This window comes from Ancylobacter sp. (assembly GCF_965279025.1).
Taxonomy (GTDB): Bacteria; Pseudomonadota; Alphaproteobacteria; order Rhizobiales; family Xanthobacteraceae; genus Ancylobacter.
Genome location: NZ_OZ257132.1, coordinates 3,236,459 through 3,251,681, shown reverse-complemented (window position 1 = coordinate 3,251,681; position 15,223 = coordinate 3,236,459). Strand labels below are relative to the sequence as shown.

Below are 15,223 nucleotides of genomic sequence, written 5' to 3'. Positions count from 1 at the left end.
GTTCATCCCGCCCTCACCTCGCCTTCGGCGCGAACTCCGGCCGGCCCTGCGACATCGCCCCGAAGAGCGTCGTGACGGGGAGCGTGTTCTGCCAGATGAGCGGGCGCAAAACGGCGCGCATCTCCTGCCGGGACATCTGCCGCCCCTGAGAGAACGGCGCGACGATGGCGCTCACGGCGTTCGGCAGGTCGTCCACGAGGCCCATGGTCGGGTTCCCGAAGATGCTCGCGGACAGGCCCGTGGAGCGGCTGGAGAACACCGGGTCCTGCCCCGTGATGCGCGCCGCCGTGTCCACCAGCATCGGCACGAGGGCGGCCATTCCCGTGCGCTGGAAGGCGCCCAAGGCGATGCCCTTGGCGGACAGACGCTCCTCAAGCTGCCGCTCGGACAGCGCCGGAGCGTTCGCCACGGTCTGCGCTATGTGCCCCATGGCCCCCGCGAAGGTGGTCGCAAGGAACACCGAGACGCTCTCCCGGTCCCACATGTGGATGTTGTGGAGGAGCTGCTTGGAGTGCGCACCGATGACGAAGGTGCGGAACTGGAGCATCACCTGCGCCACCGGGTGTGACATCCACGGCGCCAGCATGCCGAGCGAGTTCTCCTGCACCATGCGCCGCGCCCGCTTGTCCACGGCCCTCTCGAAGTGAGCGGCGGCCTCAAGGTCGTCCCACTTGTCGAGGTTGATGCGCTCCAGCTTGAAGGACGAGCCGTCCACCAGCGTGCGGTGGGTTCGCATCTGGCTGAAGACCCGCTCCGCCATCTCGTCTGTCAGGGCAAGCGAGCGGAGCCGCTGCACCGGGATGATCGTCTCCCCCGATGCCGCGCGGGAGAACCAGTGCAGGATGGAGCTGGTGGACCAGCGATGCAGCCCGGTGTTGATCGCGTTCAGGCCGGACACCTCAAGCGTCGTGTGCTTGGCGACACCAAGCCCGCGCTCCACCTTCCCTACCCACGGCGCGGTGACGGCTTGCGTGCCCCATTCCGGGTCGCCACTCTGGCGCCAGTTGCCGGCATTGCGGAGCCGCTCGGCACCGAAGCCCCAAATGGCCTCGATTTCCTGTCCGATGGCGGAGCCGAGCTTTCCCGTAGCGGCATCGCGCGAGAGCACCCGGAAGCCGGGCATGGAGGCGATGGCCGCCTTCACCCCCGAGGAGGCGAAGATGTTCCCCAGCTCGGCAATTTGAGCGAAGCCCACCTGACCGAGGACGCGGGCGAGGCCATAGTCCCGCGCCAGCCTCCCGGCCGTCGCCATGCCGGTGTTCTGGTCGTGCACCGGGATGCCCACCGTTCCCTTGTAGAGATAGGTGAGCAGGTTCACGTCACTCTCCAGCTCCGCCCGGTCCTGTCCCACTTCGGCCGCCACGGCGCGAACCTTGGTGATGAGGGTGTCGAACTCCCCGTCATGGGTGATGCCGTCAATGAGAAGGTGGCGCTCACCGTCCACGGCATTCTCCACGCGCATGCGTGCCGTTGCGATGCGCCCCGACATCTGCCGGTTATAGGTCCGGGTGAGCTTCTGCACGTCCCGCTCTAGGAACAGCTCCGCGAAGCTCGTCACCGTGCCGTCCGGCATCGCAAGACGCAGGTTCTCGTCGAGAAGCACGCGATGCTTCGCGCGCGTCACCGACGCCTTGTCCGTGGGCCGTGTGAGCTGGGCCATGACGTTCTCCACGTCATCCGGGGAAAGCCCGTCAAGGTCGCTGAGGAGGCCGCGAACGCCCTCAAGGTCGTTGCCGAAAAAGGCCCCATGGGCACGGATGTTGCCGCCATAGGCCAGCTCCCGCATCTTCCTCACATAGCCCCGCGCCACCTTGTCGAGCAGCTCGGGCGCCATGTCCGGGTTGAGCCGGCGCATCGCTGCGGCGGTTGCCTCCGTGAGAGCCGGGAGGCCATGCCGGGCATAGCTGGTCGTGACCTTGGCGTAGTCGAAGATGCGCGGCAGGTAGCCCTTCGCGGGAGGCGCGCCGGGACCGAAGCCGGCCACCGGGCGGAGTTGACCGGCAAGGCCGATAGCCGCTCCGGGGTCGCTCGCCATCGCATGGTAGTCGTGGAAGAACCGCTCCGTGCCCTTCGCGGCCTTCACCACATGCGTGTCGAAGCTGTCCGAGGGGTCCAGCGAGGAGGCCGCGCGGGCCACCTCCTCATTGAACGTCTGCCGGGCGAGGTCCCGCTCGCTGAGGCCATAGCCCTTCTCCTTCACCCACGCCCGATAGGCGGTCTCGTGCTCCTGCGAGAGCCGAGCATCCATCTTGCGGGCGATGCGGGCTTGGTCCTCCATCGCGGTGTAGATGGTGGCGTCCGCCTTGTTCGCGCTGCCCACCGCATCCTCACCGAGAACGTTGGCGAACATGCGGGTGAGCGGGTTCTTCGACATCTTGGCCCGGCCGGTGGCGTCAAAGCGGACCTTCCCCATGGCCGCCTGCGGGGCATTCTTCGGGTTCGCGTGCTGGACGTAATCGGCCGCATCCATGCGGATCGAGCTGTGCTCCATCCCTGAGGAAGCCGCACCCACCGAGCTGTCCTTGGTCCGCAGCGGGACGGCGCCGTAGGCCCCTTCCACCTCCTCCACGGTTTCCTTGGAGAGCTGCCTCAGGGCCGCCGCCTCATCGGTCATGTGCGGCATCTTCGAGAGCGCGCCGAAGCCCGCCCCGAGGAACGCCCCGCCTGCCCCGGCGAGGAGTACCGCATCCCACTCCGGGTTCGGCTTGAGGTTCTCTTCCGCACCCGCGAGGCCGGCATTGACTGCCGCCCCGGCCACCCCGGCGCTGAGGACGCGCTGCATGCGGGAGAGCTTGGTGCCCCACATGATGGCATTGCCGGTGCCCGCCGTGGCGACACCCACGCCGATGCCGATGGGGTCCCCGATGGCTGCGCCCACGGAGAGCAGAGCGCCCGTGATGCCGGCCTCGGAGAGCGTCCGCTGCCGGTCCATCTGAGCGATAAGCTCGCGCCGGATCGACTCCGCTTGGTCCGCCGAGTAGGCGTTCTCGAAGGCGCTCCAGCGGTCGCTCGGGATGCCCTGCGTGAGGGCCTTGAGGCGCTCATCGGTCATCTGAAAATCGGGGTCATCGGGCATCAGCCACGGCTTGGTGACGAGCCACCCGGTGAGGGAGTGCTCGCGGGCGGCGGTGAGCGCGGTCTCCCCGATACCTGGCCCCGGAGCGGCCTCAGCGGCCATCTGCTCGGGGACCGTGATGGGCCGTGTGGGGGAACGGTCGGACATCCGGATGTCGGGCGCTGAGGCGCTGGAGGGCGTATAGGTGCCGCCTAGGAGGGCCGCAGCCTTGGCCTGATGGGCGGCCATCTGCGTCTCCACCTTGTCCCTGACGGTGCCCGGAGCGCCACCAGCGGCGGCGTCTGAGCGATTGTAGAGGCCCACCCCGCCCGCGTTGATGGCGCTGTAGATGTCGAGGAGGCCCATGCCGGGCTTCACCCCGGCGTCCTTCAGATAGCGCTCAGCGGCCTCTACCTGCGCCGCGACGGGCATGCCCTGCGACACGCCGTACTTGGCGCGCTGCGGCTCGCCCCACTGGATGAGGCCGCGATGCTCGCCCCATTTCGTGGTGGGGCCTTTCTTCCACGGGTCGAAGGTGCCGGCCGTCTCGTAGGACATGGCCGTGGCGAGGTGGATGGGGTCCACCCCGAGGCGTTGGGACGACGCGCGGATGGCGTCTGCGAGTTCGTTGTTCATGGTGATGTTCAGGGGCTCGTTAGGCGGTCGCGAGGGGGACCGGCCGGACATAGAAAAGCCCCCGCTCAGGGGTGCTGAACGGGGGCGTGAGGGGAACTTGAAAGAGTCGTGGAGGTGGTGGAGAAGGGCGGTGGGCGTCGCCTCCTGCCCTCATGGGTTCCATGCTCAACCGCTTCGGATGGAGTTCACGTTCCCGCGTGAACGAGCCCGAACCTTTTGAGGAGTCTATTGGAAGTTCTTAGCCTGATCATTCTGGCCTGCTCGGCGGTCTATGCCGTGCTGCGTGTGGCACTCATTTCAGCTCGCGTCGTTACCGAATGGTGCAAAGCCATAAGGAGCGCGGTTCGAACCTACAGGTACCTCCGCGACGGCTAGAATGAATGACTGAGGAGGTGGCGCCCGCACACTACGAGGAGCCGGGACAGACGGGTGTCAGCCGGTGTTCGACACCGGCGTTTCGGGTCTGCCGATAGTGGGGTGTTAGGTCGGGAGTGCGCCGGCGCAAAAGTTCTCGGCGCTGAGAACTATTTTATCACTACAAAGGTACGGACGTCCGTACCTTTTCTGTCACTACAAAGGTCGCGTCGCCGCAACCTTTTTGCCACGACAGCCACGCACTACGAATTACGTGCGCCGTTCAGTGCCTCTCGGATTTCCTGAGCGAGGTGGTCCAATTGATCTACCTCACTCGGCTTGGTCACGCGGCGCTCGTCAAGGGAACGCTGAACGGCTGCCTCATCCACCGGGCCGAAGTGGACGAGATGCACCCGCCGCAACTCTGCCAGTTGCTCCTCGGCTCTCGCTTTTGCTGCGAGCGCTTCCTTCAAGCCCGTTTTGCATCCGCTGACCGCGCGTTCCTCCCGCGAGGGCCAGCGATACCCCCGCGCTCGCACTCGCTCGACTTCCGCTTCGGCCATCACGACTTTGTTCTCGTGCCACTCAACCCACTTTGCGCGGCTTGAGACTTTGCCTGTGATGGCGACGATGGCCTCAAATAGGCTGGGGGCACCGTAAAGGTTGGCAATCACGCGGTGCCTAGGTCGGCCAGTCTCCGGGCAGCGGTATGACTCCATGAGCGTAGTTGCTGTTGAGCCGGTGGGCGTTTTCCGCGTTCTGACGAACATCGTTATCCCCGTAGTGTCACAGGACTGGCCCCGCAGGACCGTTTTCTGCCCATCGTAGTGTCAGAGGAAATGTGGGGGTCCACGTTCCCCACGCCGCTGTAGTGTCATGAAAGGTGCAGCGTGCTGCGCCTATTTTGTCACTACAGAGCGTTGGTGGTAGTGGCACCAAAACGATGGAGCCCCACCGTTTCATGCATCGCGATGCCTGTAGTGGCAAGGAAAGCGTCACGCATGTCGCGCGCGCACGACATCACCGAAACGCTCGACGCCGATCATTTTCATGACACTACAAACAGCCCATCGGCGGCTCATGTTTGTGACAGGCAGCGGCGATAGGCCGAGAACATCGATAGTGGGGGGTTAGCCATCGGCTGCTGGAAGGTCTGGACGTCCAGACCTTTTCTGTCACTACAAAAGGTGGAGACGTCTCCACCTTTTCTCTCCCTTCACCCGAGCACCCCAAACATCGTACTCACGAGCCCATAGCCCGGCAGGATGAGCGACAGCACGACGCCCAAGAGCCAGCCCTTCGCGCCCCAATAGATCATCCCGAGGGGCGCGCTGGCGATGTAGCCGAGCACGAGAACAAGCATCCCGAAGGACCCGAGGCGTTCCATGAGGTCCCTCATGGGTCACGCTCCAGCGGCCGCGAGGCGTTCAGCGAGGCGGCGCTCTACCTCAGCCTCAAGTGCAGCCTCTTCGGCCACCATCCGCTCAGCCTCGCGCGCCACATAGAGCCGCACCATTTCCTCGTGGTCGCTCGCTTTCGTCGCCCACGCGCGTGCCTTGGTATCCAATTGCTCCGGCCGTATCTTCCACGCGAGGCGCAGGGCAAGGCGTTTCAGCCGCCACCGGAAGGGGTTAGTGAGGGCGGTAAGAAGCGCCACAAAGAGCACGATGGCGATGAGCAGCGGCAAGCCGAGAAGGAACCACGGCACAGAGGCAGCCAGCCGCGCCGCGCGAGGCCAGTGATAGGCCGGCTCCGAGAGGTCGGCTTGGATCGTCGCGCGCCCGCATCCAATCTCAATGGAGCCCGCCCGTTGAAGGTCGAGCGAGAAGAAATCACGCCACGTCACGGCGGCTGATTGCCGGTAGAAGTTCCAGTCGAAGAACGCCCCGCCGATAAGCGGCAGGGTCACGGATACCCCAAGCCGCTGAGGGGTCGGGCACGTGGCGGCGATGTAGGCCCCCCGCTCATCGGCGCTGAGGAACGACCACGGGCGCTGAAGCAGGATATGGAGGCGTCCGGCGCGAAGCTCCAAATCGCCCCTACCGTCACTCCAGCAATCGAAGAAGGGGCCCTCAGCCTTCGGCCACCACTCGGCCACAACGCCACCGATGCCCGGTATGCGCAGGGATCGATGCTCATACCAGCGCCCACGGGCGGCCGGGCCTTCCGCCGTATGGGGCTGTTCGGTGGTGGCGGGGGCATCGGAGGCGGCACGAAAGGTCATCGGAGGAGCCCTTTATGGAGACGTGAGGGCACCTGAGTAATGGCGTCGAGAATCTGCCGTCCAACGAGTTTTTGGAATCCATCCGCCATTTGGATTCACGATGCTGATGGATCGGCATCAGCTCCGCGCCGTGCTCTTCCCGCTGCCGCCGCCCTCGATATGCTCCAGAACCCGCCTCCCCGCCTTGGTGAGGTGTATCGCCACCGCCCGGCCATCCTCATGGGGGAGTGCCGCCACGAGGTTCAGTCCTGGCCCCGTGTAGTCACCACTTCCGAGACGCTGGAGCTGCCGGAAATACTGCCGCCCTACGCCAACCCGCCGGCCTATCTCGGAGGACGTGGCGCCCTCCCTCTCCGCGACCGTGAGGAGCATTATCGCCAGCGGCAGGGGCATCTCTGAGAAGGTCTCACGGATTTGGATGAGGGACCTGAGAAGGTCATCCGTGGCTATCTTCGGCATCCCCGAGCGGCTCCCCTAGCGTGCCCTAACTGTATGAATCCAAGGGGATTCAGGGTCAAGGCGCGGAATCCGCAACTTCACGCGGTGTCGCGCTCAGCCCCCTCAGCATTGCCAATAACGAATGGGGTACTGGTCATGCCGCAGCTCTGGCTGCGTGATGCGCTTGCCATACTGCCCCACGTACATCTCCCAAATGTCAGCAGGCGCCTTGTCCCCCTTGAATCCGAAGCGATGCGCCTCCGAGCCGTCCGCATAGGGAATATCGGGGTAGAAGTTCTCGGGCGTCGCGGGGAGCCACTGATGGGCCTTGTAGGCTCCAAGGACGACGCCCCTTAGAACCGCCAGCACATAGTCTGCGCGCTCTGCGCGCACCTTGTTAATCCGCCAGCAGTAGCGGACCAGCCGGTAGATATCCTCTTGGCTTTCGCGTGCGGTGAGCTTCCGAATGTTGATCAACACGAGGCGGTGCGGCGGGTTCTCCAAAAGCTCAGGGAGGCCGAACTTGATCATGACTTCCTTGGTCGTCATGAGGCCGAATTCACCCGAACCATGGCCGCCAACGGCATTGGTGAGGTTTTGGTAGGCGTCTATGAGCGACGCCTCCACGAGAAATGCTTCCGTCTCGGTAAGGCCGTGGCGGTGGATGAGATGGACGACCTCAAGCCCCGCCGCCTTTATCTGGTGGATGGTGTCGAGCTTGGGCGGCAGAAGCGCCTCCGGATCAGGCTCTATCTCACCGCGAGCGTGCTCGAAGACCCGGTTCCCGGTCCCCTTACCCACATAGAAGGTCTCGTTCTTGCGTGGATCGACCAGCCGGTACACGTACATGCCGAGCCGCCATTGAACCTCATCGGGAAAGAACGTCGGCTGATCTGACAGTGTAAGCAGCGACACGGGGCTTTCTCCTACGTGCGGATCAGGGCACCGCCACTCCTAGCGTGCTACCCTTGTGCGCGCCACCCGCCGCGAGCCACTCGCGGAACTCCTTAGCGGCCGGTTTGGTGGAGGCCATGAGGAGCTGATGAACGCCCGCGCGGGTGAGGAAGGTTGCAGAACCAAAACGGAGAGGGGCACCCAAGTGATCCACTAGGGTGCTTCCAAGTAGGTGCACCCGCTCCGGGTGGTCGATGTCGAGTGTCTCGGTGCCACCCGGCCGCCTCAAAGCGCCGCCCTGCTCTACCGCCATGGGGCACAGAACGCCTCTCCCGCCTGCCGCTACGGCAGAGATTTGACTTTGGCGGTGGCAGCCCCCAATTTCCGGCTATGACTATTGCGCGCGCACAGCATCAGCACTTTCGGGTGTGTCCCATCGCGGGACACTAGCCCCCGGCTGGGCCGTCCTGCGCCCTAGTACCGGGGCGCGTGGTCACAGGCTGTAGACCGCGAAGCCGCCCTAGGCGGCACAATTCCACACCATCGGACCAATGACACGCGAAGCGCGCGCCGCGCTCTGCGTTCATCTCAATTGGAGACTTCAATGACGCTCGCAAGCCGCAAGCCGGCCATCCACATCACCCGCGACGACCATGCTCGCCTGACGAAGCTCGCGGACAGCTATGCGACCAGCCATCCCGACCTTGCCGAAGAGCTTTACACCGAGCTGGACCGTGCACGGGTTGTCGCCCCGGAGAAGCCCGGCTCCCCGTTCGTGCGCCTCGGCTCGCGGTTCAGGTTCACCACGGATGACGGGGACGACCGCACCGTGACGCTCGTTCTCCCCGGAGAGGCGGATATCTTGGCGGGGAAGGTGTCCGTGATGACGCCCATGGGGGTCGCGTTGATCGGGCTTTCTGGGGGGCAGTCGATGAAGTGGACGGCTCGTGATGGCACTGTTCACACGCTCACGGTCGTCAGCGTGGAGGCGGACGAGGAGGCTGTCAGCGGCGATTTGGCTGAAGCGCACTCCTGAGGGGGCGGATGGCCGGCTTTCCGGGGCCGTGTGGAGGAGGCGGGGTTGTCGTTGATATTGGCGATGGTGAGGGCGTCGCCCCTTAGGGGACAACCTTCCCTCCCTCTACAGGACCCGTAAGCCTCCCCCAACGTCCGGCATCTCGGCCACCGTGCCCTCGCCCACGGTCGCCCGGTCGGCGCCCCGAAGGACGTAGCCGCCCGTCTTGCAGGCGCCCCCGGCGCTGGGGGATGGTGGGGAGAACCTCTCGCGTCACCCACTCCTGAAACTCCCGAGCCTCCGGCTTGTCGGAACGCATGATGTATTTGTAGAGGCCGCTCTCCGAGACAACGAGGAGGCCGTGTCCCTTAAGAAGAACTCCGTTCATCTCACGGATCGTCCGGCGCTCGTCCGCACCTATGAACACGGGCTTCCGCCCACCCTGCGCGCGACGAATAACGCGGTTGCAGTCTGCCAAGGGGAACCACGGGTTCACCTCCAGCGGCACCACGCGGATGCGGTAGGTGGTCGTTGCGGGTGATGAAATCGAGCGCGGTAGGATTGCGCATCAACAGCAAATTGTGCTGACGTGCGAGCATCTTCCGCTAAGGTGTTTTGGCATGATCTCAGATGATGATTATCTTGATTTGCCTGAGGATCCAGAGTTAGCATTCCTTCATTTGGAACGAGCTTTCCGAGAAAAACTACAGGAAAGAATTGATAAGGGAAACAATAATACCAGTCCCTATCAAGATTATTACACCGACTATGTGACTGACACCTGCGCAGCGGCCGAGGCGCTAGACGTAGGCCCCAAAGAATGGAAGAATATTGAACTCGACAGAGATAACTATTACGCCGATTATCGCGACTTTGCCGCCTCGGCCCAAAAGTTCACGCTGACTTTGCGAATTAAGCATTCACGACGAGCGAAAAAATACTCCGTCCCCCTCGACGCAAATACACGATCAGATATACATGATTACCTCACGAAACTTCTCGAGCTTGCAAATAAACTAGAGATACCAATTTGGAAACGTGAGTCTATTCTAAATAAAATTAGCGATCTAGCTACAGAAATTGAGCGCCCGCGCGCACGATTCGATGTTGTTGCATCGTTTCTTCTTGAAGCAGCATCTGTCGCGGGGCAGATGGGAGAGAAATTGGAACCGTGGCGGAAGTGGGTAGACTCCATTTCTCGGCTGCTGGGGGCTGCTAAGGAGGACGAGGCAAAGACTCTCCCTGCACCGGAGAAGCCAAGAGAATTGCCCGCCCCGGACAAGTTGGCTGAACTTGACGATGAAATTCCATTCTGAGCAGGCCGCAATGCTGTTGATCCACCTTGAAGGCGCGCGCCGGCTTCCCGGTGAAGCCCATCGCGAGGAGCGTGAAGCCGTCGCGGGTCATCTCATAGGCGGGCCGCAGCTCGCCCTTCGCGTCTCGATAATCAACCAGCTCAAAATTGAGCCCGATGGACGAAGAGACCGGGCCGTTTAGCTTGGTGATGGGCACTCCTTGTGCGAGATAACCCTCTCAAATTCTGAGGGGGATGGAGTGGCATTTGTGGGTTTGAAGGTGGCGGTAGCGGCGCTTATGCTTTGCGCGCTGCACGAGAGCGCCGTCGCGGAGAGCTACGTCTGCATTCCCGACATGAGGCAGGGTTTTGCCTTTAGGGAAGGCCATTGGCAGGCGGCCAACGTCACAATCAAGGACAAGCTGTTGGTCAAAGCCACTGGGCGGGGGCGCTACGAGGTGTCGGAATTCGGCGTCAAAAAACCACCGTCAGAGTGTTTTCGAGAGGGCGTACATGTCCGCTGCGGGGGCTACATAAGGGGCTTCTTGATGAACGTTAACACATTGAGATTCCAAGAGTTTTTTCTTCAGGGGTACGTGGACGGCGACAGCCCGCATACACCGTTCATGTCCATTGGCAGGTGTTCGCAGCTCGACTGAGAGCCCCCTCAGGCGGCCCCGAAGAGGCTCTGCCCTTCGGCTAGGGGCCGCTAGTGGGCCGCGCGGGGCCGTCTTCATCCCAATGAAGTGCAGCGAGTGAAGGCCCCTCCACGACCCCGCCCGCGTGCCGCTGAAACGCCACTGCATCGGCCCTGTCAGCAAAGCATATGAGCACCTCCCGCAAACCATTCCTCGTGCGCCCCACGCTCCGCACTGCATGTGAGCGATAGAACCCGGCGCCCCGCATGTGGTCGTGGTTCACCTCCGCCTCAGGGAACACCACGCGCCACGGATGGTCCCTCAGAATCATTCCGGGGCTCAGCTCACCCTTCCGGCGCATCCTTCGTCCACCGCGAAGGCCGTCCCCTCACATAGCCCCAAGACGCCTCCTTGCGGGCTTCTTCAAGCGCCGCCTCTAGGAACTGCTGGCCTATCAGAAGGGCGCGGATGGCCGCCCTAGGGTCCCCTGAGCAGGCCGTTATCACCTCGTCTATGTCCGCATCGGTAATGTCGAAGGCGGGCGCCTCGGGGGCGTCAGGCTGCTCTTCGGGGGTGCTGTCGGGTTTCGTCTGCATGGCGGTCTCTCCTCGCGCCCGGATCGAAGCATGAGAACGAAAAGAGAACAAGAAGGGAAAGTGTGTCCTGCGGGGTTGACACTTTCGCCAGATGCCCCGGATGGCGCGCGCAGTCGCCAAGCTCGTTGCAGAGACCGCCCTTTCGCGCCCACGCAGGCGCTCAGCCCGTTCGATCAGTCGCGGAGAGTGCGGCCGGAGAGCGCCTCAACAACGGACTGCGCTAATTCCTCCGTGGGGCGTTCACCTTGCAGGCGAAGCACCGGCGCGGATTGATCGGCTAACCAGCGCTCATGCTGCGCCTGATTACGCCCCTCGAACGAGGGATCATCATATCGCGATGCCCAATCACGAAATGCGCGGTGGGCTTCATGCATATCGCCGCCGGGCAGAATGCGCGCACCGTGCCGTTCCGCATCCCGCGCGGCCAACCGCTGCAATCGAATCTCCGTGGGCGTCCAAAGAAAAACGATCAGATCAACGACCTGAATAAGCGCGTCGCCCCAGCCGATGAACGACCCCGTGAGGACCCAACCTTCGGCCCCATTCTGATTCTGCGTGATGAGGCGAACTCGATCCTCCGGGGGACGCTTGATGCTGTAGGGAGGATCGGTTGGCATCCAGTAGAAGTCGTCCACATCGAGATGCGGCACCCCAAGCTGGGCAGCCAAAGCACTCCCCAGCGTGGAAACGCCTGAACACGATGCCCCCATGACATAGATACGCGGGCGTCGGGTCATCACTCCCTCCGAGAAAGCCATATCAGTTCATCAAGCGCGTAGGCTTGCGGGTGTATTCGTGGGTGTATTTGGCGGGTGTAGCCGCAGATTAAAGCCTTTGATTTCAAAGACTTATCTGGGGTGGCTGGGGGACCTGGATTCGAACCAGGACTAACGGAGTCAGAGTCCGCAGTTCTACCGTTAAACTATCCCCCACCGAAGCGCCGCGGGCGGCGCTTTCCGTGGCCCTCCGCGGCGACAGGTGATGTCGGATCGCGGCGGCAGCGGCAGTGGCGCGCTCTATAAACGCTCCCGCCGGCCCGGTCTACCCCCTCGCGCATAGTTTCGACGGGCGGCCGCGCCCGCATGTGGATGAAGCGGCGATTGCACCCGGACCGCCGCCTTCACCGCACTCTTGCCGCCACTCTTGCGGCCGCTCGTGCCGCTGCTTTCGCTGTCGCCCGAAACGGCGGCCGGGGCGGCCGGGTCGGAACCGGTGCGCTCGTTGATGTGACCGTGCCGCCACGCCGGCAAGGTGGCACAACCCGCGCCCACTCATGCGAATCCTCGGCTTGGCGCGGCAGGCCGACCTCGGCATTTCGTGCCGTCTGGTTCCGGCATACGGCTATGTCTTCGGCCCGGGCCCGACAGCCCTCGACGCAACGATCCATGGATTCGTCGCCAACAGCCTGTTCTACGAGATCGACAACTCGCTTCGCCGCCTCATTGCTTATCAGTTGACTCTCATCCGGCATTGCCGGGCAATCGATGCCGCGATTACCGGCCGCTGCTCCATGACGGCCCCGGGAAAACGGCACGCCGCATCGCCCGTCGTTTTCGACATGGCTCACGCGTCGAAAGGCGTAAAAAACGGGCACGAATTCAGCATAACTCGGCACGTATCAACCTTTTTGGTTGAATTTATCGCCATTGGAACGGTTAAGGCCGGGTTAAGGGTCGAAACGAGGCATGCGCCGACCTCAGTGCTGCCATGCAGCATTTCGTCTTTTGCGCCGCCACAGAGCCTCTATATTCACTGGCATACAGAATACTGGAGGCTCAGATGAACACCACGACCCTTACCCACCACACCTCGCCGGACTTCTTCTCCCGCGTTGTCGAGACCGTCACCAGCTTCTTCGAAGCGGTTGGCGAAGGCCGTCGCATCGCCCAGCGCTACGAGGCTCTCGCCCGCCTTTCGGACGCCGCCCTCGCCAAGCGTGGCCTGACCCGCCAGGACATCGCCCGCGCCGCTGTCAACGGCCGCTGAGACGTCCCGGCTGAGCGCCGCCATCCTGGTCGGCCGCTCCGCGAATACGCAAGGTGACGCTGTCGGTTGAACCCGCAGCGTCCATGACGGTCAGACGTACGAAGCCGGTGCCCGCCGGCCGCCAGAACATCGTGGCGGCACGGGCGGGCTGGCCGGCCGGAACTCCATCGACGAACACGGTCAGTGGGCCGGCACCGCCGCTCACCTTCAGCACCAGCGGCTCGTCGCCCTCGCGGTCGAGGCTGGCGCCATCCGGCGGGAACGCGATCAGCGGCCCTGCCCCATTTTCCTTCCCCGCCATCCGCCCGAAATGCCGCAGCGGCAGCGGGAGCTCGGCGTTGCGCACGTCCAGCGCCTCGCGCGGTAACGGGCCGAACGGCACGGGTCGTGTCACCAGTCGGGCGAACGCATCGAACAGGATCGGCGCCGCGGCTTCGCGCCCGATCATGCCGGGCACGGGCTGGCCGTCCGGCCGCCCGACCCACACGGCAATCGTCCAGCGCCCGTCAAATCCCACCGCCCACGCGTCGCGATAGCCGAAGGACGTTCCCGTCTTGAAGGCGATGCGCCCCGGGCGCTCGTTGTGCGGCGCCGGCGTGCCGGCCAGCGCCTGCGCGACATAGGCGGCGGCGACCGGGCTCATCAGCCGGCGGACGTCCTCCACCTCGGACGCGCCGCCATCCAGCCGGTCGCGCAAGCCGTGCGCCTGCCCGCCATTGGCGATGCCGGCATAGAGGCCCGCCAGCGCGTCGAGGCTCATGCCGACGCCGCCGAGGCCCACCGCCAGACCCGGCACCTCGCCCGGCGGCAGCTTGAGTGCGAACCCCGATTGTCCCAGCCGGCTGGCCAGCCGCTGCGGCCCCACCGCCTGCAGCAGCACCACCGCCGGCACGTTCAACGACAATTGCAGCGCCTGCCGGACCGACACCGTGCCCTGATAGTCGCGGTCGAAATTGCGCGGCCGGTAGGCGCCGAATCGCGCCGGCCGGTCCTCGATCAGCGTCTCGGGATGGGCGAGGCCATCCTCGAAGGCGAGGCCGTAGATGAAGGGCTTCAGCGTCGAGCCGGGGGAGCGGACGGCGCGCGTCAGGTCCACCGCGCCGGCGCGCTCCGCGTCGAGCGGATCGGCCCCGCTCACCCGCGCCAGCACCTCGCCGCTGGCATTGTCGACCATCACCAGCGCCAGCGACACACCCTTGCCGAGCTCGCGCACCCGTTCGGCGGCGAGGCCCTCCAGCCGCGCCTGCACCGAGGCGTCGAGGGCGAGACGGTGCGCCGGCGCGGCGGGGCGCGCGCGGCGGGCGGCCTCGGCGGCATGGGCGGCGAGCATCGGCAAGGCGAGGCGGCGGGCGGCAACGGGCGCGCGGCCGGCAAACACCACCTCCGCCTCCCCGAACAGCCCGGCTTCGCCGAGCCGCGCGAGCACCGTGTCCCGCGCCCGCGCCGCGCGTGCGGGATGGCGGTCCGGCCGACGCGCTTCCGGCGCCTGCGGCAGGGCGACCAGCAGCGCCGCCTCGGCCAGAGAGAGCCGGCGCGGCTCCTTGCCGAACCAGGCCAGGCTGGCGGCGCGCACGCCCTCGATATTGCCGCCATAGGGCGCCAGGGTGAGATAGAGCGCCAGGATCTCGCGCTTGCTCAGCCGCGCTTCCAGCTCAAGCGCGCGACGCATCTCGGCGAGCTTGGCGCCGAGCCTGGCTGTGAGCCCGCTGCCCTCGCGCGGCTCCAGCAGCCGCGCCACCTGCATGGTCAGCGTGGAGCCGCCCGAGACGATGCGCCCGTGCAGGATCACCTGCCCGGCGGCGCGCAGCAGCGCCAGCGGATCGACCCCGCCATGCTGCCAGAAGCGCTTGTCCTCATAGGCGACGAGCATGTCGAGATAGCGCCGGTCGACGTCGCTCGTCTCCGCCTTCAGCCGCCAGCGCCCATCCGCCAGCGCGAAGGGGCGCAGCAGCCGGCCCTCGCGGTCCAGCACCTCGACCGACAGCGCGACGCGGGGCAGCGGCGGGGCGGCCGCGCGCATGCCGGCGAGCCAGGCGGTGCTGCCGCCCGCCAGCAGCATGGCAGCCAGCAGCGCGATCCCCGCCGCGCGCTTC

At 64.8% G+C, this 15,223-nt stretch carries 16 protein-coding genes, 1 tRNA gene and 1 pseudogene; 5 read left to right on the top strand and 13 right to left on the bottom strand.

Annotation, left to right across the window (positions count from 1 at the left end):
* Window positions 1–13 precede the first annotated feature (13 nt).
* The 7 genes from ACQY76_RS15015 to ACQY76_RS14985 all read right to left on the bottom strand — a co-directional run bounded on the left by ACQY76_RS15015 (window position 14) and on the right by ACQY76_RS14985 (window position 7,740).
* Window positions 14–3,691, bottom strand: coding sequence for a hypothetical protein (locus ACQY76_RS15015; protein WP_428029538.1), 3,678 nt, complete (start codon window positions 3,689–3,691; stop codon window positions 14–16).
* A 617-nt stretch (window positions 3,692–4,308) separates the two neighbouring features.
* Complete coding sequence (locus ACQY76_RS15010) at window positions 4,309–4,719, bottom strand: hypothetical protein (protein ID WP_428029537.1); 411 nt, start codon at window positions 4,717–4,719, stop codon at window positions 4,309–4,311.
* Window positions 4,720–5,261: 542 nt separating this feature from the next.
* Window positions 5,262–5,444, bottom strand: coding sequence for a hypothetical protein (locus tag ACQY76_RS15005; protein WP_428029536.1), 183 nt, complete (start codon window positions 5,442–5,444; stop codon window positions 5,262–5,264).
* Between the two features lie 3 nt (window positions 5,445–5,447).
* Window positions 5,448–6,269 (bottom strand): hypothetical protein, encoded by an 822-nt coding sequence (locus ACQY76_RS15000; RefSeq protein ID WP_428029535.1) that lies wholly within the window; start codon window positions 6,267–6,269, stop codon window positions 5,448–5,450.
* A 117-nt stretch (window positions 6,270–6,386) separates the two neighbouring features.
* Window positions 6,387–6,728 carry a hypothetical protein gene (locus ACQY76_RS14995; RefSeq protein WP_428029534.1) on the bottom strand — a complete coding sequence of 114 codons (342 nt, stop codon included), beginning with the start codon at window positions 6,726–6,728 and terminating at the stop codon, window positions 6,387–6,389.
* A gap of 102 nt (window positions 6,729–6,830) precedes the next feature.
* Window positions 6,831–7,622 (bottom strand): LEM-3-like GIY-YIG domain-containing protein, encoded by a 792-nt coding sequence (locus ACQY76_RS14990; RefSeq protein WP_428029533.1) that lies wholly within the window; start codon window positions 7,620–7,622, stop codon window positions 6,831–6,833.
* 22 nt (window positions 7,623–7,644) lie between these two features.
* Entirely contained in the window at window positions 7,645–7,740 is a 96-nt protein-coding gene (locus tag ACQY76_RS14985; protein WP_428033021.1) for a hypothetical protein, read from the bottom strand.
* A gap of 465 nt (window positions 7,741–8,205) precedes the next feature.
* Here ACQY76_RS14985 and rnk point away from each other — a divergent pair, with 465 nt between their 5' ends.
* Entirely contained in the window at window positions 8,206–8,637 is a 432-nt protein-coding gene (gene rnk / locus ACQY76_RS14980) for a nucleoside diphosphate kinase regulator (RefSeq protein WP_428029532.1), read from the top strand.
* 229 nt (window positions 8,638–8,866) lie between these two features.
* On the opposite strand, the pseudogene ACQY76_RS14975 reads toward rnk, so the two are convergent.
* Window positions 8,867–9,112 (bottom strand): annotated as a pseudogene (locus ACQY76_RS14975) (BRO-N domain-containing protein); the annotation flags it as partial.
* Between the two features lie 28 nt (window positions 9,113–9,140).
* On the opposite strand from ACQY76_RS14975, the gene ACQY76_RS14970 reads away from it, so the two are divergent.
* Window positions 9,141–9,932 (top strand): hypothetical protein, encoded by a 792-nt coding sequence (locus ACQY76_RS14970; protein ID WP_428029531.1) that lies wholly within the window; start codon window positions 9,141–9,143, stop codon window positions 9,930–9,932.
* On the opposite strand, the gene ACQY76_RS14965 is transcribed toward ACQY76_RS14970, so the two are convergent.
* Window positions 9,832–10,128, bottom strand: a complete 297-nt coding sequence (locus ACQY76_RS14965; protein ID WP_428029530.1) for a Rha family transcriptional regulator — start codon at window positions 10,126–10,128, stop codon at window positions 9,832–9,834. The two genes, ACQY76_RS14970 and ACQY76_RS14965, sit on opposite strands and share 101 nt — an antisense overlap.
* A gap of 42 nt (window positions 10,129–10,170) precedes the next feature.
* Here ACQY76_RS14965 and ACQY76_RS14960 point away from each other — a divergent pair, with 42 nt between their 5' ends.
* Entirely contained in the window at window positions 10,171–10,569 is a 399-nt protein-coding gene (locus ACQY76_RS14960) for a hypothetical protein (RefSeq protein WP_428029529.1), read from the top strand.
* A 323-nt stretch (window positions 10,570–10,892) separates the two neighbouring features.
* Here ACQY76_RS14960 and ACQY76_RS14955 read toward each other — a convergent pair whose 3' ends face one another.
* From ACQY76_RS14955 to ACQY76_RS14945, 3 genes are all read right to left on the bottom strand, one after another.
* A complete protein-coding gene (locus ACQY76_RS14955; RefSeq protein ID WP_428029528.1) occupies window positions 10,893–11,144 on the bottom strand; it encodes a hypothetical protein in 252 nt (83 codons plus the stop codon).
* 173 nt (window positions 11,145–11,317) lie between these two features.
* Window positions 11,318–11,881, bottom strand: a complete 564-nt coding sequence (locus ACQY76_RS14950) for an adenylate kinase (RefSeq protein WP_428029527.1) — start codon at window positions 11,879–11,881, stop codon at window positions 11,318–11,320.
* Window positions 11,882–12,002: 121 nt separating this feature from the next.
* A tRNA-Gln gene (locus ACQY76_RS14945) sits at window positions 12,003–12,076 on the bottom strand.
* 341 nt (window positions 12,077–12,417) lie between these two features.
* On the opposite strand from ACQY76_RS14945, the gene ACQY76_RS14940 reads away from it, so the two are divergent.
* The gene (locus ACQY76_RS14940) at window positions 12,418–12,927 is read left to right on the top strand and encodes a hypothetical protein (RefSeq protein WP_428029526.1); all 510 of its coding nucleotides are present in this window, start codon (window positions 12,418–12,420) and stop codon (window positions 12,925–12,927) included.
* Entirely contained in the window at window positions 12,924–13,130 is a 207-nt protein-coding gene (locus tag ACQY76_RS14935) for a DUF1127 domain-containing protein (protein ID WP_428029525.1), read from the top strand. Before ACQY76_RS14940 ends, ACQY76_RS14935 begins: the two co-directional genes overlap by 4 nt.
* On the opposite strand, the gene pbpC is transcribed toward ACQY76_RS14935, so the two are convergent.
* Entirely contained in the window at window positions 13,117–15,189 is a 2,073-nt protein-coding gene (gene pbpC / locus ACQY76_RS14930) for a penicillin-binding protein 1C (RefSeq protein ID WP_428033020.1), read from the bottom strand. The genes ACQY76_RS14935 and pbpC overlap by 14 nt on opposite strands.
* Window positions 15,190–15,223 lie beyond the last annotated feature (34 nt).

What these genes read in the sequence shown, in the direction of transcription:
- ACQY76_RS14940 (WP_428029526.1), top strand. Translation starts at nt 12,418, where the DNA reads ATGCGAATCCTCGGCTTGGCGCGGCAGGCCGACCTCGGCATTTCGTGC.
- ACQY76_RS15000 (WP_428029535.1), bottom strand. Translation starts at nt 6,269, where the DNA reads ATGACCTTTCGTGCCGCCTCCGATGCCCCCGCCACCACCGAACAGCCC.
- ACQY76_RS14985 (WP_428033021.1), bottom strand. Translation starts at nt 7,740, where the DNA reads ATGGCCTCCACCAAACCGGCCGCTAAGGAGTTCCGCGAGTGGCTCGCG.
- ACQY76_RS15005 (WP_428029536.1), bottom strand. Translation starts at nt 5,444, where the DNA reads ATGAGGGACCTCATGGAACGCCTCGGGTCCTTCGGGATGCTTGTTCTC.
- ACQY76_RS14995 (WP_428029534.1), bottom strand. Translation starts at nt 6,728, where the DNA reads ATGCCGAAGATAGCCACGGATGACCTTCTCAGGTCCCTCATCCAAATC.
- pbpC (WP_428033020.1), bottom strand. Translation starts at nt 15,189, where the DNA reads ATGCTGCTGGCGGGCGGCAGCACCGCCTGGCTCGCCGGCATGCGCGCG.
- rnk (WP_428029532.1), top strand. Translation starts at nt 8,206, where the DNA reads ATGACGCTCGCAAGCCGCAAGCCGGCCATCCACATCACCCGCGACGAC.
- ACQY76_RS15015 (WP_428029538.1), bottom strand. Translation starts at nt 3,691, where the DNA reads ATGAACAACGAACTCGCAGACGCCATCCGCGCGTCGTCCCAACGCCTC.
- ACQY76_RS14955 (WP_428029528.1), bottom strand. Translation starts at nt 11,144, where the DNA reads ATGCAGACGAAACCCGACAGCACCCCCGAAGAGCAGCCTGACGCCCCC.
- ACQY76_RS14935 (WP_428029525.1), top strand. Translation starts at nt 12,924, where the DNA reads ATGAACACCACGACCCTTACCCACCACACCTCGCCGGACTTCTTCTCC.
- ACQY76_RS14950 (WP_428029527.1), bottom strand. Translation starts at nt 11,881, where the DNA reads ATGACCCGACGCCCGCGTATCTATGTCATGGGGGCATCGTGTTCAGGC.